This is a genomic window from Kitasatospora sp. NPDC059462, assembly GCF_042749955.1.
Taxonomy (GTDB): Bacteria; Actinomycetota; Actinomycetes; order Streptomycetales; family Streptomycetaceae; genus Kitasatospora.
The window spans coordinates 1-16,828 of record NZ_JBHYUU010000068.1; the positions used below are offsets into that span (position 1 = coordinate 1).

Sequence of the window (16,828 nt, forward strand, 5' to 3'; positions counted from 1 at the left end):
GCCCTGACCCGCTCGGGGCACCCCCTGCCCGGGGTGCCCCGGTGCTCATGGTGCTCCGAGCGAGGCCCAGTCGGACCATCCTCCGCCGGAGAGCTGCCAGATGTGCCGGACGGTCTCGTCGGTGCAGGGGACGAAGACGTGCAGCCGGTTGTCCGCGTCCTGGGACACGGCCGGATCACCGGACGGCGTGGCACCGATCGGGCCGCCGAGCGGCCGCAGATCCGGAGGCCGTGCGCCGGCCCGTCGGTTCGTTCCCGATCCCGGCTTCCGGGGCCAGGCGCGCCGGCAGGCGGGCGAGGGCGGGCCGGCGGGCCGGGCCGGGGGGATCAGGCGTGCTCGGTGCCCGCCGCGCCGTCCAGCCCGAGCAGTCCGACGGCCCGCTCCCGCATCTCCACCTTGCGGATCTTCCCGGTGACCGTCATCGGGAACTCGTCCACCAGGTGCACGTAGCGCGGCACCTTGTAGTGGGCGATCCGGCCGGCGCAGTACGCGCGCAGCGCCTCGGCGGTCAGCTCGGGCGCGCCGGGCCGCAGCCGGACCCAGGCCATCAACTCCTCGCCGTACTTGGCGTCGGGCACCCCGATGACCTGGACGTCCTGGACGTCCGGGTGGGTGTACAGGAACTCCTCGATCTCGCGCGGGTAGATGTTCTCGCCGCCGCGGATCACCATGTCCTTGAGCCGGCCGGTGATGGTGAGGTAGCCCTCCTCGTCCATCACCGCGAGGTCGCCGGTGTGCATCCAGCCGTCGGCGTCGACCGCCTCGGCGGTGCGGTCGGGCTGGTCCCAGTAGCCGAGCATCACCGAGTAGCCCCGGGTGCACAGTTCGCCGGGCGTGCCGCGCGGCACGGTCCCGCCGCTCTGCGGGTCGGCCACCTTGACCTCCAGGTGCGGGCCGACCCGGCCGACGGTGGAGACCCGCCGCTCCAGCGGGTCCTCGGCGCGGGTCTGGGTGGACACCGGGGAGGTCTCGGTCATGCCGTAGCAGATCGAGACGTCCCGCATGCCCATCCGGTCGACGACCTGCTTCATCACCTCGGTCGGGCAGGGCGAGCCGGCCATGATGCCGGTGCGCAGGCTGGACAGGTCGTGCTCCGCGAAGCCCGGGTCGTTGAGTTCGGCGATGAACATGGTCGGCACGCCGTAGAGCGAGGTGCAGCGCTCGGCGGCCACCGCCCGCAGGGTGGCGACGGGCTCGAAGGCCGGGGCGGGGATCACCACGCAGGCCCCGTGCGAGAGCGCCGCGAGGTTCCCCATGACCATGCCGAAGCAGTGGTAGAACGGCACCGGAACGCAGATCCGGTCCGCCTCCGTGTAGCCGCAGAGCTCACCGACGAAGTACCCGTTGTTGAGGATGTTGCGGTGGGAGAGCGTGGCGCCCTTGGGGAAGCCGGTGGTTCCGGAGGTGTACTGGATGTTGATCGGGTCGTCCGGGCCCAGCCCGGCCCCGATCGCGGCCAACCGCCCGTGGTCGCCGCCGTCGCCCGCCGCGGTGAGCTCCGCCCATCCGGGCGAGCCGATCAGCAGCACGTCCCGCAGGCCGGGGCAGCGCGGGCCGGCCTCGGCGAGCATGGCCGCGTAGTCGGAGGTCTTGAAGCTCGGCACCGCCACCATCGTGCGGATCCCCGACTGGCGCAGCACGTACTCGACCTCGTGGGCGCGGTAGCCGGGGTTGACGGTCACCAGGATCGCGCCGATCCGAGCCGTGGCGTACTGGGTGAACACCCACTCCGGGCAGTTCGGCGCCCAGATCCCGACCCGGTCCCCGGTCCGCACCCCGAGGCCGAGCAGCCCGAGCGCGAGCCGGTCCACCTCCGCCGCCAGTTCCCGGTAGGTCCAGCGCCGCCCGCTCGGGAGGTCCACCAGCGCCTCCCGGTCGGGGAAGGCGGCCACGGCGCGGTCGAGCGCGGCACCGATGGTGTGCTCCAGCAGCGGCACGGAGGTGTCGCCGGCGCTGATGCTGGGAGAGGGGGAGGGCGAGGTCATGGTGAGGGCTCCTGGACTCGTCCGGCGCAAGTCGCCCGAGTCTACGCAGACCACCCCGCCCCGTCACCCGTTCGCGCACCGCCGTCGGGGGAGGGCGGTGCGCGGCGTGCCTGGTCAGGCGGGGGCGAGGGGCGGGCGGGCGAGCAGCCGGCCGGCCGTCAGGCGGAGGCGGCGTCGCGCACGGCGGTCCGCTCCGGCGTACCGGCGGTGGTCCTCGGCGCGCCCTGGGCGGGCGGCACCGGGATGGTGGCGGCCACCGCCGCGGCGACCAGGGCCACCCCGCAGCCGATCAGCAGGCCGACCCGGAAGCCGGCCTCGGAGGGCAGGACGTGACCGCCCGTGGTGGTGGTCAGCTGGGCGAGCACCACGCCGACCACGGCGGCGGAGACCGAGGTACCGAGCGAACGCATCAGGGTGTTGAAGCTGTTGGCCGAGGCCGTCTCGGACAGCGGCACGGCGCTCATGATCAGCGCCGGCATCGCGCCGTAGGCGAGGCCCACGCCGGCGTTGCAGACCAGCGTCACGATGAGCACGCCCCAGGTGGAGCCGATCAGCAGCATCGACAGTCCGTACCCGGCGGCGATCGCCAGGGCGCCGACGACCAGGGTGAACTTCGGCCCGCGCGCCGCCGAGAGCTTGCCGCCGAGCGGCGAGACGACCATCATCATCAGGCCGGAGGGCGCCATCCACAGGCCCATCGCCAGCATCGACCGGCCCAGGCCGTAGCCGGTGGCCTCGGGCAGCTGGAGCAGCTGCGGGATGATCAGCGCCTGCGCGTACATCCCGAAGCCGACGAGCACGGACGCCACGTTGGTCAGCAGCACCCGGGGACGGGCGGTGACCCGCAGGTCGACCAGCGGTTCGGCGATGCGCAGCTCCCACGCGCCCCAGGCCAGCAGCAGGACGACGGCGGCGGTGAACAGGCCGAGCGTCGTGCCGTCGGTCCAGCCCCAGTCGCCGCCCTTGGAGACCGGGAGCAGCAGGCAGACCAGTCCGGCGCCGAGGCCCGCCGCGCCGACGGCGTCGAAGCGGCCGCCGGCCGGGGCGGTGGCGGGGGCGGGCACCAGGAAGCGGATCATCGCGGCGATCGCCACGGTGAGGACGGCCGCGCCCCAGAACAGCGCGCGCCAGCTGGCGTACTGGGCGACCGCCGCCGAGATGGGCAGGCCGAGGCCGCCGCCGATTCCCATCGACGCGCTGACCAGGGCGATCGCCGAGCCGAGCCGCTCGGGCGGCAGCACTTCGCGCAGCAGGCTGATGCCGAGCGGGACCACCCCCATGCCCATGCCCTGCAGTCCGCGCCCGACGATCATCGGCAGGACGGAGGAGGTCAGCGCGCAGATCACCGAGCCGACCAGGAGCGGGGCGCAGCAGGCGAGCAGCATCCGGCGCTTGCCGAGCAGGTCGCCGAGCCGGCCGCTGATCGGGACGAACACGGCGGCCGACAGCAGGGTCGCGGTGATCACCCAGGAGGCGTTGGAGGCGGAGGTGCCGAGGATCTTCGGCAGCTCGCCGATCAGCGGGGTGACGAGGGTCTGCATGATCGCGGCCACCGTGCCGGTGAGGGCGAGGGTGGCGACGATGCCCCGGGTCCGGTCGGGGGCGGTGGTGCGCGGGGCGGTGGTGCGGGAGGCGGCGGCCATGGGCGGGGGCTCCTGGGGGACGTGCGGCGGGCGAAGGATATGCATCCTACACATGATATGCATGATGCATATCGACTCCGGCGCGCGCACGCCTGCCATACTGTGCGCAAACACCGCAGGTCGGGGCGCCGGAGCCAGGGACGGGAAGGACGACGTCATGAGCGGACCCAGCGAGCCCGGCGGGCCCACCGACGAGGTGGCGTTCGAGTACATGGTGCTCAGCCGGCACCACTACCTGAGCTCGGCCGGCGTCCGGCCGCACGGCAGCGGACTCGACCGCAGCGCGTACATCCTGCTCAGCCGGATCCGGGTGCAGGGCCCGATGTCGATCGGCGAGCTCAGCGACGCCTTCGGGCTGGACGCCTCCACCCTCAACCGGCAGACCGCCGCGATGACCCGGGCCGGGCTGGTCGAGCGGATCCCCGACCCGCAGGGCGGACTGGCCCGCAAGTTCCGGATCACCGAGGAGGGCGACCGGCGGCTCGACGAGGACCGCGCGGCGCACGCCCACGCCCTCGGCCTGGTGATGGCCGACTGGGCCTCCGAGGACATCGAGGCCTTCGCCGCGTTCCTGCGGCGCTTCAACACCGGCATCGAGCGGCTCGACGGCCGACCCTGGCCCCGCCCCTGATCCCGCCCGGCACGCACGCTCGACGCCGCCGGACCCCGCCGCCCACCAGGAGCCCGTCCCATGGACCGCCCGCAGTCCCCCGCCCTCCTCCTCGACGCGCTCGCCCCGGCACACCCGGCCGGCATCCTGGACGCCGCCGAGCAGGCCGAACGGCGCGGCGCGGACCGGCTGGTGGTCTCCGAGACCGCCTACGACCCCTTCCTGCAGCTGGCCCGCGCGGCCGACCGCACCAGCTCCATCGAGCTGGCCACCGGCGTCGCCGTCGCCCTCGCCCGGACCCCGATGACCCTCGCCTACCAGGCGTGGGGCCTGCACGCGGCCTCCGGCGGACGGGCCGTCATCGGGCTCGGCTCCCAGGTCAAACCGCACATCGAGAAGCGTTTCGGGATGCCCTGGGACCGTCCCGCCGCGCGGATGCGCGAGTACGTGCACGCAGTGCGGGCGATCTGGCACAGCTGGCAGACCGGTGAACGGCTGCGCTTCCGGGGCGACTTCTACGCCCACACGGTGATGACGCCGGTCTTCTCCCCCGATCCGGTCCCGTCCGGGGTGCCGAGGATCCTGCTGGCGGGCGTCGGCCCGCTGATGGTGCGCACGGCGGGCGCGGTGGCGGACGGCTTCCTCAGCCACCCGTTCACCTCCGTCGACTACCTGACCCGGCAGGTGCTGCCGGCGCTCGCCGAGGAGCGCGGACGGGCCGAGGCCGAGGGTGCGCCGTGGACCGGGCGGCCCTTCGAGGTCGTCGGCAGCGTGCTCACCGCGACCGGGCACACCGAGGAGGAGCTGCGCGCCAACCTGGCGGCTGTCCGCGAACGGCTGGCCTTCTACGCCTCCACGCCCGCCTACCGCCCGGTGCTGGCGCAGCACGGCTGGGAGGACCTGCACGAGGAACTGCACCGCCTGTCGCTGCGCGGCCGCTGGCCCGAGATGGCCGCGCTGATCGACGACCGGGTCCTCCACACCTTCGCCGTCACCGGCACGGTCGAGGAGGCCGCCCGGGAGATCCACCGCCGGTACGCGGGCCTGGCCACCCGGGTCTCGGTCAGCCTGCCGGAGGACGCCGCGCCCGGTCTCGGCCTGGACGTGCTGGACGCCCTGCGCGCATTGGAGGGGCCCGCACCGCGGTGACTCCCGCCGCCCGCCGCGGCGCGGGTGTGTTCTACGGTGGGCGGTGGTCCGTACACCGTCGGGAGGAGCGGGGCGATGGAGCGTCAGAAGGACGGCCGGCCGGGGCTGCTGGCCGAGCTGTGGGGGAGCTGGGCGGAGCGCGGCGCGGGCTTCGACGCCGGGCAGTGGGAGCGGAGCACCCGGCTGCCGGGCTGGACGGTGCGCGACCTGTACGCGCACGTGGCCGCCACACCGGAGCTGTTCGCCCGGGCGGAGGGCGCGGCGGTCGACGGCCCGCCCGCGGTGGCACGCGGCTCCGCCGTGCTGCGGGCGTACAACCGGCCCGGCGGGGTGGCGCACACCGCGGCCGCACTGATCGCGGACACCGCCCGGCAGACGGCTGCGGCGGTGGGCCCGCAGGCCCTGGTCGCCCGGTTCGCCGAGGAGGGACCGCAGGTGCTGGCCCGGATCGCGAAGCTGTCGCCGGACACGGCGATCGGCCATCCCCTGCTGACCACCGTCGCCCTCGACGCGCTCGTCGAGGTGGCCGTGATGGAGGCGACCGTCCACCTGCTCGACCTGACGGCGGCGGTCGGCGGCCCGCCGCCCCCGTCGGCGGCGCTGGAGGCCACCCGGATCCTGCTGGCGGAGGTGGCCGATCCGGTGGAGTTCATCGAGGCGGCGGCCGGACGGACCGGCAACCCCGTGCTCCCGGTGATCCGCTGACGAGCCGTCGGGGACGACCGGGCGGCGGCTACGCTCCGCAGTCGCACACCGGTGGGTGACCCGGCCGGGAAAACCGGACGCGCCGTATCATTCTCCGGCCCCGTCGGCCCCGTCGGCCCCGTCGGCCCCGCCGGTCACCCCGGACGCGTCGGCGGCCGCGGAGTCCGCCTCCGCCGCGCCGCGTGCGGCCACCATCTCGGCGTGGACCCGCGCACCGCGGTCGGGGGCCAGGTCGAGACAGGCCAGCACCCCGGGCACGGCGATGCTCGGCATCAGGTGGCGGTACAGCGTGGCGACCCGCTGCGCGAGGTCGGCCCGGCCGGTGAACCGCTGCGACTGGAGCTGCACGCCCACCCAGGACGCCGTCATCAGCCCGGCCGTGTCGGCCGGCACCACGTGCGGCAGCAGCTCGCCCCGCCCGCCCGCCAGGATCAGCAGCCGCTCCAGCCGGGCGATCCAGCCCGGTGCGGCGTCGAAGCCCAGGTGGCCCTCCGCCCCCTGGTCCACCGAGAGCCGCACACCGGCGCTGACCAGCGGGTCGATCGGCACCAGATGGGTGACCACCATCCCGGTGTCCACGAACTCCTGCAGCTTGCACGAGCGCTCCGGCACGGCCTCGGCCTCGAACTGCCCCTCGATGACGCCCTGCGCGAGGTCGCGCTTGGAGGCGAAGTGGAAGTAGACGGCGCCCCGGGTCACCCCGGCCCGGGCGACGACCTCGCCGATGGTCGCCCGCTCGTAGCCGCACTCGTCGAACACCGAGGCCGCGGCCTCCAGAATCAGCCGCCGCGTCCGCAGTGCCCGCTCCTGTCGCGCCACCACGACCACCCCCGCCCGCACACCCGCAACAAAACCAAACAGCCCGTATCTTACCCGGGGCCGCCCACCCGCCCGGTGGCGCTCCCGCGCCGAGGGCCGTGCACACGCGGTGTCCGAGGATACCGAGCGGGTGGCCGGGCCCGGACCTCGCCCCGGCGCCGCCCGTCAGCCCAGCACGGCGACCGCCTCCACCTCGACGAGCTGGTCGTGGTACCCGAGCACGGAGACGCCGAGCAGGGTGCTCGGCACGTCGTGCTCGCCGAGGTACTCGCGGTAGACGTTCCAGACGGCCCCCAGGTCCGCCTGCCGGGAGGAGGCGACGTACACCGTGGTGCGCACCAGGTCGGTGAGCGCGGCGCCCTCGTCCTCCAGGACGGTCAGCAGGTTGCGCATCACCTGATGGGCCTGGCCGACGTAGTCGCCCACCGCCACCGTGCGCCCCTCCGCGTCCAGCGGACAGGCCCCGGCCAGCCAGAGCGAACGGACGGGCGCGTCGACGGCGGCCGCGTAGGCGTAGTCGACGGCCTGGGTGAGGCGCTTGTTGCGGACCAGTCTGACGGAACTGCTCATGGGTCCCTCCCGGATGATCGTTCGGTCCTGCCGCGCCCCATCGTCGGAACCTCCGGCGGCAGCGTCAATCGATTTCCGGCCCGCGGCCCGGCGGGGCGCGGGCCGCCGGCCCGCGAATTCACCGGTGCGGGTGATGGCGGGGCGCCCGCGCCGACCGGGATCCTGGTGGCTCGCCCGGTTCGCCGACGACCGAGGGAGTCCGCATGCCGCTTCCGCACCGCACCGGGACCTGGGGCCGCCGCCGGATGCTGGGACTCGCCCTGGGGGCCGGTCTCGCCCCCGCCCTGGGCGCGGGCCCCGCGGCCCCCGCGGCTGCCGACCCCGCCACCGACCGCCCCGCCGCCGACCGCCCCGCCGCCGACCGCCCCGGGGGCAGCGGCCCGCAGGCCGCGCTCGGCCGCCGGGTCGCGGCGGTGGCCGCCGGGCAGATCGGCGTGCCGTACGCCTGGGGCGGCGGGGACCGGCTGGGCGCGAGCCTCGGATTCTGCGACGAGGAGAACGGCTACCTCGACGGCCAGTGCCTCGGCGAGCGCACGGTCGGCTACGACTGCAGCGGGCTGTCGCTGTACTGCTGGTACCGGGCGAGCGCCGGCGCCGTCGAGCTGGCCCACTACACCGTCGCCCAGTACCACCGCTCCGCCCCGGTGGAGCGGTCCGCGCTGCTCCCCGGGGACCTGCTGTTCTTCTCCCGCCCCGACGCGCCGCTGCACCACGTCGGCATCTGGGCCGGCGACGGCGCGATGGTCCACGCCGAGCGCACCGGGACCCTGGTGGCCCGGCTGGAGGGCGTGTTCGGCATCCCCAGGTGGGCCGGGGAGTTCGCGGGCGCCCGCCGCCCCGCGGCGTCCGGCTGAGCGTCCGGGCGGCGGGCCCTCACGGGGCTCCGGCGAGCCGCGCGTGGAGGCGGCCGAGCAGCTCGTGCAGCACCTGGCGCTCCTCCGCACTCAGCGGGGCGAGCACCTCGTCCTGGACGGCGAGCGCCTCGGCGCGCAGTTCGGCGAGCAGCGCGCGGCCGGCGTCGGTGACGGTGACCGAGACGCGCCGGCGGTCGGCGGTGTCCCGGGCCCGTTCGACGTAGCCGGCGGCGGCCAGCCCGTCGGCGACCTTGGCCATGTCGCTGGGGTCCACCCCGAGCCGGCGCACCAGGTCGCGCTGCGCGTGCGGCCCGAAGTCGGCGAGCGCGGCGAGCACCGCCATGTCCCACAGCCGCAGCCCCCGGCGGGCGAGCCGCTCGGCCAGCCGGGCGCGGGCCGCCTTCCCGGTGCGCGAGAGCAGGTAGGTGCTGAGGTCCAGCAGCGTCGGCGGGGTGGACGCGGCGGTGGACGCGGGTTCCTCGGAAGCCATGGGACAAGTCTAGGGTCCGACCCTATAGTGGGTGGCGACCCACGATTATCGAGACCCGCCGTTTCCCCGAGGGAGCCCCGCCCGCCATGGACGCGCCGTACCACCGTCTGCTCGTCGCCGACTTCCCCGCCTGCTTCGCCTTCTACGACGCCGTGCTGCCGCCGCTGACCGGCGTCGCGCCGGCCGAGGGCGCCCCCGGCGGCCCGTACGCCTCCTGGGACCTCGACGGCCGGACCGCACTCGCGCTGTTCGACCGCGGACAGCTGGCCGCCGCCGTCGGCACCGCCGCGCCGCCCGCCGTACCGGCCACCGCGCCGCCCGCCGTACCGGCCGCCGCCCAGGACACGGCGATGCTGGTCCTGCGGGTCGGCGACGTCGAGCAGGCCCTCGCCCACTGCCTGCGGCACGGCGGCGGGCCCGTCACCGGACCCGCCGACCGCCCGGAGTGGGGCCCGGGCCTGCGCACCGCGCACGTGCGCGACCCGGAGGGGCGGCTGATCGAGCTCCAGTCCTACTGACGCCCCGGGCCACCCCCGGGGGCGTCGCCCCACAGCTCCGGGGCGCAGGCGTCCACCAGCGCCCCGATCCGGGCCAGCGCCTCGGCCACCGGCAGCGGGGCGGGGCGCCGGCCGTCGCGCAGACGCAGCGCCAGCAGGTCGTCCGCCGCCTCCCGGGGGCCGATGACCGCCTGGTACGGGACCAGCCTCGCCTCCCGGATCCGGGCGCCGAGGCTGCCCCCCTCGGGTCCGGCGACCTCGGCCCGCAGTCCGAGGTCGAGGCAGCGCCCGCGCACCCGCTCGGCCCGCTCCCGCTCCCCCTCGGACAGCGGCAGCAGCACCAGCTGGGTCGGTGCCAGCCAGGCCGGGAAGGCCCCGCGGTACAGCTCGATCAGATGGGCGACGACCCGCTCGACGCTGCCGATGACGCTGCGGTGCACCATCACCGGGCGGTGCGCGGCGCCGTCCGGGCCGGTGTACCGCAGGCCGAACCGCTCCGGCTGGTGGAAGTCGATCTGGACGGTGGAGAGGGTGGACTCGCGCCCGGCGGCGTCGGCGATCTGGACGTCGATCTTCGGTCCGTAGAAGGCCGCCTCCCCCTCCGCGGCCTCGAACGGCACCCCGGAGCGCTCCAGCACCCCGGTCAGCAGCGCGGTGGCCCGCTCCCAGAGCGCCGGGTCGGCCACGTACGTGCCGCCCGCGCCCGGCAGCGAGAGTCGGTGGCGCACCGGGCGGATGCCGAGGGCGCGGTGTGCCTCGCCGATCAGCTCCAGGGCGGCGAGCGCCTCGTCGGCGGCCTGTTCAGGGGTGCAGAAGACGTGCGCGTCGTTGAGCTGGATGGCCCGCACCCGGGTCAGGCCGCCGAGCACCCCGGACGGCTCCGAGCGGTACATGCCGCCCAGTTCGGCGATCCGCAGCGGGAGTTCGCGGTGGCTGCGGGCCCGCGACCGGTAGATCAGGGCGTGGTGCGGGCAGAGGCTGGGCCGCAGGACGACCTGCTCGGCGCCCAGGTCCATCGGCGGGAACATGTCCTCGTGGTAGTGCTGCCAGTGGCCGGAGATCTCGTAGAGCTCGCGTTTGCCGAGCACCGGCGAGTAGACGTGGCGGTAGCCGGCGCGCCGCTCGCGCCCGCGGACGAACTCCTCCAGGGCGTGCCGGATCGCGGCGCCGTCGGGCAGCCAGTACGGGAGGCCGGAGCCGATCAGCGGGTCGGTGCCGAAGAGTCCGAGTTCCCGGCCGAGCCGGCGGTGGTCGGCGGCGGGGGCCGGGGCGGGCACGGCCCGGGATGCGGCGGGGTTGCTGCTCATGGCGGTGGTCTCCACTCGGGTCGGCGGGCGAGTGGACCGGTACGGCGAAGCCCCGGGGCACTCGCCCCGGGGCTTCGAACTGGGTCAGCAGTCAGCGCGCCGGGACTCTCTCCGGCGTCGTCGTGAGGACGGCTGCGGCGCGCTTCATGGGAACGACGCTAGCACCGGAGCACCGGCCGGACGAGCGGTTTTCGCCGCGCGCCGCGCGCCGCCCGCAGCGGCCTCAGTGCAGGACGTGGCAGCCGCGGGCCGCCAGCGCCGCCAGCAGCGCGGGGGCCGGTTCCACCGCGTTCCACCGCAGGTCGAGCTTCTCCAGCGCGGGCAGCGCGGCCGGGTCCGCCAGCCAGTCCGGCAGCCCGGTGATCCGGTTGCCGCGCAGGTCGAGCCGGCGCAGCCGCGGCAGCCCGGCCAGCGCCGCCGGCACCTCGGTCAGCGCGTTCTCCCGCAGTTCCAGCTCGCGCAGTTCGGCGAGGCCCGCGAAGGAGTCCGGCAGGGCGGTCAACGCGTTGCCGCGCAGCCAGAGTTCGCGCAGCGCGGGCAGGGTGCCGAGCGAGCCGGGCAGCGCGGTGAGGCGGTTGTGCTGGGCGCGGAGTTCCACCAGTGCGGTCATCGCGCCGAGGGCGTCGGGGAGTTCGGCGAGCCGGTTCTCGCCGATGTTGAGGTAGCGCAGCGCGGTGAGCCGGCCGAGGGCGTCGGGCAGCGCGGTGAGCGCGTTGTCGTGCAGGTAGAGGAAGTCGGTGAGGCCCGCCAGGTCGCCGATCTCCTCCGGCACCCCGGCGATCCGGTTGTGTCCGAGGTCGAGGGTGCGCAGCCGGCTCAACCGGCCGATGGCGGGCGGGACTTCGGTGATGCCGGTCTCGGCGAGGATGAGCACCGTCAGGTCGGTGCGCTCCCAGACCTCGCCGGGGACGGTGCCGAGTCGCCGGCGCCAGAGGTTGAGGGTGCTGTCGGTCATCCGGTCATCCTGCCGCACCCGGCCCGCACGGGGCGGGCCGGGTGCGGTCACCGGCCGGCGGTCAGGGGTGCAGGACGCGGGAGGGGGCGGCGGCGTTGTCGGCGGCGGCCTGGCTGCGGGTCGCCGGGGTCACGCAGACGTCGTCGCCCGGCCAGCCCTCGCGCCACACGTAGCCGTTGACGCAGGTGTGCGGGCCGTAGGGGCCGGAGACCCAGCGGCTGAAGCGGGCCGCGTTGTCGGCGGCGGCCTGGCTGCGGGTCGCCGGCGTCACGCAGGTGTAGTCGCGGTTGTCGCCGTCCCGCCAGACGTAGCCGGCGGTACAGGTGTTGGGCCCGTAGACGGCCGCCGACGTGGCCGAGTAGACGGTGACGTTGGCGGTGGCGCCGTTGACCGAGGTCGTGATCGAGTCGCCGTTGGCGTTCAGCGAGGTGACGGGCAGCCGGGCGCCGCCGTCCAGGGTCCGCTGGAGGTAGGGCGTGCCGTTGACGATCTCGTGGATCAGGACGACGTCGTTCGGGATGCCCGCGGAGTAGCCGAGCTTCCGGGTGAACTCCACGGTGTAGTAGTGGAACGGGTCGGTTCCGATCGGCACCCGCAGCAGTTGCGGGTGGGTGCCGTCGTCGCTCTGGAAGGACGTGAGGGTGTAGCTGCTCCAGCCGGCCGGGGCGACCGCCACCCGGCTGTGGTCCACCCAGCCGAGCTTGTCGAGGTGGTAGGCGGCCAGGCCGGCCGGCTTGGCGTTGCCGTAGGTGCCGCCGGTGCCGGAGCTGTAGACGTTGGCGGCGCTCATCTCGTCCCACGGGTCGTCGTACTCGCCCGGCTGCGACCACGGGGCGTTGCGGTAGCCGGTGTCGTTGGAGAAGGAGTGCCCGAGCCCGTAGCCGTGCAGCATCTCGTGGGCGACGGAGACCGAGCCGAGGCCGCTGCCGTCCAGGTAGACCGCGCCGTTGGCGCCCCACCAGTCGATGCCGACGTTGGTGACGACGACGGTGCGGTGCCCGGCCGGGACGGTGTAGCCGCCGGCGCGCGCGGCGGCGACGCAGTCCTGGAAGCGGGTCCAGCGGTCGCGGCCCTGCTCCTGGGCGAGGGTGTAGGGCAGGGTGTACCAGCCGGCGGTGTTGGAGTTGCGGATCTGCACGGCGCCGGCCGAGACGCTGTTGAAGTAGTCGTACATGCCGCCGGTGCCGGCGCCGGAGTCGGTGAAGAAGTTCCGCAGCCAGGCGGCGGTGTGCGGTTCGGAGGTGTTGTCGGAGACCTTGCACATGAGGACCGACCAACCGGTGTAGCCGCGGACCTGCACGGCCCCGGCGCCCTGCGGGAGGCCGAGCAGCAACAGCAGGACGGCGGCCAGCAGGGCCGTCGCCCTGGCGCCGATCCGGCGCGTTCGATGGGTGCGCATGTAGGAGTTCCCCCCTCGTCCCGGTGTTCCGGGGCCTGCCCCCGGACGGGTCAGGCGCCCGTACCCAGGCAACGATGAGCAATAAACCCGCTACAGACAAAGGCAGTTGGAGAGGAGGTCGAGTCCGGGCGACGGTTCGTGGACCGGCGAGTGGGGCGGTGACGGGACGGGCCCGCCCGGCGGGGTGGGTCCCCCGCCGGACGGGCCCGGCGCGACGGAAGGGTGCGCGCTCACATGTTGATCATGTGGCCGGCCAGACCGTGGATCGCCTCCTTGACCGCCTCGCCCAGGGTCGGGTGGGCGTGGACGTTGCGGGCGACCTCGTGCACGGTGAGGTCCCACTGCTGGGCCAGCGTCAGCTCCGGCAGCAGCTCGGTGACCTCGGGCCCGATCAGGTGGGCGCCGAGCAGCTCGCCGTGGGTGTTGTCGCAGATGACCTTGACGAAGCCGGTCGGGTGGCCGAGGCCGTGTGCCTTGCCGTTGGCGGTGAACGGGAACTTGGCGACCTTGACGTCGTGGCCCAGGTCGCGGGCCTGCGCCTCGGTGTAGCCGAAGCTCGCGATCTGCGGCTGGCAGTAGGTGGCGCGCGGGATCATCGCGAAGTCCACCTCCATGGTCTCCGCGTCGCCGATGGTCTCGGCGGCGATCACGGCCATGGCCTCGGCGGCGTGCGCCAGCATCAGCTTCGCGGTGACGTCCCCGATGGCGAAGATGTGCGGGACGTTGGTCCGGCCGCGGCCGTCGACCGCGATGGCGCCGCGCTCGGTCAGCTTGACCCCGGTGTTCTCCAGGCCGTAGCCGTGCACGCGCGGGGCGAAGCCGATCGCCTGGAGCACCTTGTCGGCCTCCAGGACCTGCTGCTGCCCGTCCTTGGCGGTGACGGTGACCTTGACCTTGGCGGCCGGGTCCTTGTCGTCGATCGAGTCGACCCGGGTCGAGGTGAGCACCTGGATGCCGAGCTTGCGGTACTGCTTGGCCAGCTCGGCGGAGACCTCGGCGTCCTCCAGCGGCACCATCCGGTCGAGGAACTCGACGATGGTGACCTGCACGCCGTAGTTGTGCAGCACGTAGGCGAACTCGACGCCGATCGCGCCGGCGCCGGCGATGACGATGCTGCCGGGCAGTTCCTCGGTGAGGATCTGCTCCTCGTAGGTGACCACGCGGTCGCTCAGGCTGGTGCCGGGCAGCAGCCGGGTGGTGGCACCGGCGGCGATGATGCAGTGGTCGAAGGTGACGACCTCGAAGCCGCCGCCGTTGAGGGCGACCTGAAGGGTGCGGTCGTCGACGAAGGTGCCGCGGCCGTCGTACTCCGTGATGCCGTTCTTCTTCATCAGGTAGTGGACGCCCTTGACGCGGCCGTCGGCGACGGTACGGCTGCGCTTGAACGCCTCGCTGTAGTCGAAGGTGACCTGGCCCTCGACCTTGATGCCGAAGGTCTTGGCCTCCTTGGTGACGATGTGCGCGAGCTCGGCGTTGCGCAGCAGCGCCTTGGAGGGGATGCAGCCGACGTTCAGGCAGACGCCGCCCCAGTACTTCGACTCGACGACGGCGACCTTCAGGCCGAGCTGGGCGGAGCGGACGGCCGCGGTGTAGCCGCCGGGGCCGGCGCCGAGGACGACGACGTCGTAGTGCGTGCTGCTCATGGTGCTGACTCCTCCGAGGGTGTCACGGTGTCGTGATCTCGGTGCCATGGTGTCAGGCCACCGCCCCGCGCACCCATCGGACCCCCGCCGTCGGACCCCCGACCGGGTTGCCGGCCCGGCGCCCCGCACCGACCGTGCTCCGCACGGCGGACGGGGTGCCGGGCCGGGTGTCCCGGAGGGGCGTGTCAGGCCTCGGTGCCGTGCGCGTGGCCCTCCTGGAGGGTGCCGCCCTCGGTGCGCTGCGCGGCGACGGGGGCGTGCAGCGAGGAGAGGTCCCAGGCGTAGGTGCCCACCGAGTCCGCGATGACGTCGATGTTGACGTCGAAGGCCCTCATGTCCAGGTTGCGCAGGTCGTCGCAGGCCTTGTGGTAGCAGGGGTCGAAGGCCTGGCCGGCGGTGCCGCCGTAGGTGGCGGCCTGGGCGGCGGTCTTGATCACCTCGGCGCCGGTGTCGGTGCCGCCGGCCGGGATGCCCGCGTCGATGAACGGACCGTAGTCGGAGCGGCCGGTGAAGTCGGTGCCCTCGTGCGGCAGGCCGCGGCGGTCGAGGTAGTCGGTGATGTGCCGCTCCAGCTGGGCGGAGCCGTCCGGGCCGGGGCCGGAGCCGACGTGGTCGGAGTCGTCGCCGTCGTAGACGAACTGCGCCGAGTTGGGCGAGGCGATCATGTCGAAGTTCAGGTAGAGCTTGATCTTCTGCCGCTCGGCCTCGGAGAGCGACTTCACGTACGCCGCGGAGCCGCGCAGGCCGAACTCCTCGGCGGACCACCAGGCGAACCGGACCTTGTTCTTCACCGGCCGGTTGCCGAGGTTCTTGGCGACCTCCAGGATGCCGGCCGAGCCGGAGCCGTTGTCGTTGATGCCGGGGCCGGCCAGCACCGAGTCGAGGTGCGAGCCGATCACGACGGTGTTCGCCGGGTCTCCGCCGCGGGTCTCGGCGATCACGTTCCAGGTGGTGCGCTTCTCCATGTGGGTGCGGATGTCCAGGGCCACGGTGACCGGCCCGGCGGCCGCCCGGGCGGCGAGCGCCTGTCCGGCGGCCTGGGAGATGCCGCCGACCGGGATCCGGCCGAGGTCGGGCTCGCCGAGGGTGCCGTTGAGGTCCCCCTCGACGTTGTTGTAGATCACCGCGCCGAGGGCGCCCGCGTCCGCCGCCGCGGCCTGCTTGACCGCGAAGCCGCAGCCGCCGCGCCGGATCAGCGCGATCCGGCCGGTGACGGCGCCACCGGCGTAGTCGGCCGCCTCGCAGCCGGTGGTGGCGTCCACCGGGACGACCGCGAGCGCGGCGGTCAGGCCGCCGTCCGGGCCCCCGACGGAGTAGGTCATCGCCTTGATCGCGATGTCCTCGGCCTGCGGGGAGACCACCGAGAACCGCTCGGACAGCTCCTGGAAGAACGTGTACTCGAACTCCTGCTTGGACACCTTGAGCCCGGCCCGGCGGGCCTGCTCGTAGACGTAGCGGGCGGACTGGTCGTGGCCGGCCGAGCCGGCCACCCGGTTGCCGCCGTTGCGGCGGGCGATCCGCTGGAGCGCCTCCAGGGTGTCGTGGGCGCCGTCGGCGGTGCTCTCCTGCGCCAAACGGGTGGCGAGCTTCGCGCCCTTGCGCCCCGGGTCCGGGTCGGCGGCGGCACTGCCGGTGCCGACCAGCAGCAGCGGGGTCACCAGCGCGGCCACCGCCAGCACGGCGCCCGCCGTCCGGCGGGCGGGGGCGGTGCGGGCGCGGCGGGTGGCGGCCGGGCGACCGGTCCGAGCGTTCAAGGCTTGTCCTTCCGACGGTCCGTGGGACTCCCGATTTGACATGTTCCTCGACGCCTTGCCAACCCCGGCGCGGAAGCTGACCGGATGCGGACACCCCGGGGTGCGGCGATGCTGGGAGTAGTGGGGCCGTCTCATCCGGGAGTGTGACCACATGTCCATGTTCGACAAGCTCAAGAGCATGCTCAAGGGCCATGAGGACCAGGCCGAGAAGGGCGTCGACAAGGCCGGCGACATGGTCGACGAACGTACGCAGGGCAAGTACAGCAGCCAGGTCGACACGGGCCAGGAGAAGCTCAAGGACCAGCTGCGCGACGACCGCCCGCCGCAGTAGTCCTCGTCCCCGCCAGGGCCGCCCTGCGGCCCGCCGCCCCGGTTCGTGGGGGGGGGTAGCCCCCCGCCCACCACCCGGGGGCGGTTTTTTGGGGTTTTATAATAATTAATAATTATA

The 16,828-nt window shown here is 74.2% G+C and carries 17 protein-coding genes; 6 read left to right on the plus strand and 11 right to left on the minus strand.

What is annotated here, in order from left to right:
• Nucleotides 1-45: 45 nt before the first annotated feature.
• The 3 genes from ACFXAM_RS18870 to ACFXAM_RS18880 form a co-directional block, all read right to left on the minus strand.
• A complete protein-coding gene (locus ACFXAM_RS18870; RefSeq protein ID WP_380292567.1) occupies nt 46-168 on the minus strand; it encodes a hypothetical protein in 123 nt (40 codons plus the stop codon).
• Nucleotides 169-326: 158 nt separating this feature from the next.
• Entirely contained in the window at nt 327-1,985 is a 1,659-nt protein-coding gene (locus tag ACFXAM_RS18875) for an AMP-binding protein (RefSeq protein WP_380292569.1), read from the minus strand.
• Between the two features lie 158 nt (nt 1,986-2,143).
• Nucleotides 2,144-3,628 carry an MFS transporter gene (locus tag ACFXAM_RS18880; protein ID WP_380292619.1) on the minus strand — a complete coding sequence of 495 codons (1,485 nt, stop codon included), beginning with the start codon at nt 3,626-3,628 and terminating at the stop codon, nt 2,144-2,146.
• Nucleotides 3,629-3,785: 157 nt separating this feature from the next.
• On the opposite strand from ACFXAM_RS18880, the gene ACFXAM_RS18885 reads away from it, so the two are divergent.
• The 3 genes from ACFXAM_RS18885 to ACFXAM_RS18895 all read left to right on the plus strand — a co-directional run bounded on the left by ACFXAM_RS18885 (nt 3,786) and on the right by ACFXAM_RS18895 (nt 6,092).
• Nucleotides 3,786-4,259, plus strand: coding sequence for a MarR family winged helix-turn-helix transcriptional regulator (locus ACFXAM_RS18885; protein WP_380292571.1), 474 nt, complete (start codon nt 3,786-3,788; stop codon nt 4,257-4,259).
• 60 nt (nt 4,260-4,319) lie between these two features.
• Nucleotides 4,320-5,387 carry a TIGR03617 family F420-dependent LLM class oxidoreductase gene (locus tag ACFXAM_RS18890; RefSeq protein WP_380292573.1) on the plus strand — a complete coding sequence of 356 codons (1,068 nt, stop codon included), beginning with the start codon at nt 4,320-4,322 and terminating at the stop codon, nt 5,385-5,387.
• Between the two features lie 75 nt (nt 5,388-5,462).
• Nucleotides 5,463-6,092 carry a maleylpyruvate isomerase N-terminal domain-containing protein gene (locus tag ACFXAM_RS18895; RefSeq protein ID WP_380292575.1) on the plus strand — a complete coding sequence of 210 codons (630 nt, stop codon included), beginning with the start codon at nt 5,463-5,465 and terminating at the stop codon, nt 6,090-6,092.
• 87 nt (nt 6,093-6,179) lie between these two features.
• Here the strand turns inward: ACFXAM_RS18895 and ACFXAM_RS18900 are convergent, their stop codons facing one another.
• Both ACFXAM_RS18900 and ACFXAM_RS18905 read right to left on the minus strand, forming a co-directional pair.
• A complete protein-coding gene (locus ACFXAM_RS18900) occupies nt 6,180-6,911 on the minus strand; it encodes a ScbR family autoregulator-binding transcription factor (RefSeq protein ID WP_380292577.1) in 732 nt (243 codons plus the stop codon).
• Nucleotides 6,912-7,076: 165 nt separating this feature from the next.
• On the minus strand, nt 7,077-7,481 hold the full coding sequence (locus ACFXAM_RS18905; RefSeq protein ID WP_380292579.1) for a RidA family protein: 405 nt from the start codon (nt 7,479-7,481) through the stop codon (nt 7,077-7,079).
• Nucleotides 7,482-7,684: 203 nt separating this feature from the next.
• Between ACFXAM_RS18905 and ACFXAM_RS18910 the strand changes: the two genes are divergently transcribed.
• On the plus strand, nt 7,685-8,335 hold the full coding sequence (locus ACFXAM_RS18910) for a C40 family peptidase (protein ID WP_380292581.1): 651 nt from the start codon (nt 7,685-7,687) through the stop codon (nt 8,333-8,335).
• A 19-nt stretch (nt 8,336-8,354) separates the two neighbouring features.
• On the opposite strand, the gene ACFXAM_RS18915 is transcribed toward ACFXAM_RS18910, so the two are convergent.
• Entirely contained in the window at nt 8,355-8,825 is a 471-nt protein-coding gene (locus tag ACFXAM_RS18915) for a MarR family winged helix-turn-helix transcriptional regulator (RefSeq protein ID WP_380292583.1), read from the minus strand.
• 86 nt (nt 8,826-8,911) lie between these two features.
• On the opposite strand from ACFXAM_RS18915, the gene ACFXAM_RS18920 reads away from it, so the two are divergent.
• Nucleotides 8,912-9,343 carry a VOC family protein gene (locus ACFXAM_RS18920; RefSeq protein WP_380292585.1) on the plus strand — a complete coding sequence of 144 codons (432 nt, stop codon included), beginning with the start codon at nt 8,912-8,914 and terminating at the stop codon, nt 9,341-9,343.
• Here ACFXAM_RS18920 and thrS read toward each other — a convergent pair.
• The 5 genes from thrS to ACFXAM_RS18945 all read right to left on the minus strand — a co-directional run bounded on the left by thrS (nt 9,337) and on the right by ACFXAM_RS18945 (nt 16,302).
• Complete coding sequence (thrS, locus tag ACFXAM_RS18925; RefSeq protein WP_380292587.1) at nt 9,337-10,629, minus strand: threonine--tRNA ligase; 1,293 nt, start codon at nt 10,627-10,629, stop codon at nt 9,337-9,339. The genes ACFXAM_RS18920 and thrS overlap by 7 nt on opposite strands.
• Nucleotides 10,630-10,852: 223 nt before the next feature.
• Nucleotides 10,853-11,584: a leucine-rich repeat domain-containing protein gene (locus ACFXAM_RS18930; RefSeq protein ID WP_380292589.1), complete on the minus strand. Its 732-nt coding sequence runs from the start codon at nt 11,582-11,584 to the stop codon at nt 10,853-10,855.
• Between the two features lie 61 nt (nt 11,585-11,645).
• Nucleotides 11,646-12,983 (minus strand): hypothetical protein, encoded by a 1,338-nt coding sequence (locus tag ACFXAM_RS18935; RefSeq protein WP_380292591.1) that lies wholly within the window; start codon nt 12,981-12,983, stop codon nt 11,646-11,648.
• Between the two features lie 230 nt (nt 12,984-13,213).
• The gene (lpdA, locus tag ACFXAM_RS18940) at nt 13,214-14,626 is read right to left on the minus strand and encodes a dihydrolipoyl dehydrogenase (RefSeq protein ID WP_380292593.1); all 1,413 of its coding nucleotides are present in this window, start codon (nt 14,624-14,626) and stop codon (nt 13,214-13,216) included.
• Between the two features lie 185 nt (nt 14,627-14,811).
• Nucleotides 14,812-16,302 (minus strand): M28 family metallopeptidase, encoded by a 1,491-nt coding sequence (locus ACFXAM_RS18945; protein ID WP_380292621.1) that lies wholly within the window; start codon nt 16,300-16,302, stop codon nt 14,812-14,814.
• 229 nt (nt 16,303-16,531) lie between these two features.
• Here ACFXAM_RS18945 and ACFXAM_RS18950 point away from each other — a divergent pair, with 229 nt between their 5' ends.
• Complete coding sequence (locus ACFXAM_RS18950; RefSeq protein ID WP_380292594.1) at nt 16,532-16,711, plus strand: antitoxin; 180 nt, start codon at nt 16,532-16,534, stop codon at nt 16,709-16,711.
• Nucleotides 16,712-16,828 lie beyond the last annotated feature (117 nt).

Bases quoted from the DNA above. Each gene is read 5' to 3' on its own strand.
- ACFXAM_RS18875 (WP_380292569.1), bottom strand. From the start codon at position 1,985: ATGACCTCGCCCTCCCCCTCTCCCAGCATCAGCGCCGGCGACACCTCC.
- ACFXAM_RS18880 (WP_380292619.1), bottom strand. From the start codon at position 3,628: ATGGCCGCCGCCTCCCGCACCACCGCCCCGCGCACCACCGCCCCCGAC.
- ACFXAM_RS18885 (WP_380292571.1), top strand. From the start codon at position 3,786: ATGAGCGGACCCAGCGAGCCCGGCGGGCCCACCGACGAGGTGGCGTTC.
- ACFXAM_RS18890 (WP_380292573.1), top strand. From the start codon at position 4,320: ATGGACCGCCCGCAGTCCCCCGCCCTCCTCCTCGACGCGCTCGCCCCG.
- ACFXAM_RS18895 (WP_380292575.1), top strand. From the start codon at position 5,463: ATGGAGCGTCAGAAGGACGGCCGGCCGGGGCTGCTGGCCGAGCTGTGG.
- ACFXAM_RS18905 (WP_380292579.1), bottom strand. From the start codon at position 7,481: ATGAGCAGTTCCGTCAGACTGGTCCGCAACAAGCGCCTCACCCAGGCC.
- ACFXAM_RS18910 (WP_380292581.1), top strand. From the start codon at position 7,685: ATGCCGCTTCCGCACCGCACCGGGACCTGGGGCCGCCGCCGGATGCTG.
- ACFXAM_RS18915 (WP_380292583.1), bottom strand. From the start codon at position 8,825: ATGGCTTCCGAGGAACCCGCGTCCACCGCCGCGTCCACCCCGCCGACG.
- ACFXAM_RS18920 (WP_380292585.1), top strand. From the start codon at position 8,912: ATGGACGCGCCGTACCACCGTCTGCTCGTCGCCGACTTCCCCGCCTGC.
- thrS (WP_380292587.1), bottom strand. From the start codon at position 10,629: ATGAGCAGCAACCCCGCCGCATCCCGGGCCGTGCCCGCCCCGGCCCCC.
- ACFXAM_RS18930 (WP_380292589.1), bottom strand. From the start codon at position 11,584: ATGACCGACAGCACCCTCAACCTCTGGCGCCGGCGACTCGGCACCGTC.
- ACFXAM_RS18935 (WP_380292591.1), bottom strand. From the start codon at position 12,983: ATGCGCACCCATCGAACGCGCCGGATCGGCGCCAGGGCGACGGCCCTG.
- lpdA (WP_380292593.1), bottom strand. From the start codon at position 14,626: ATGAGCAGCACGCACTACGACGTCGTCGTCCTCGGCGCCGGCCCCGGC.
- ACFXAM_RS18950 (WP_380292594.1), top strand. From the start codon at position 16,532: ATGTCCATGTTCGACAAGCTCAAGAGCATGCTCAAGGGCCATGAGGAC.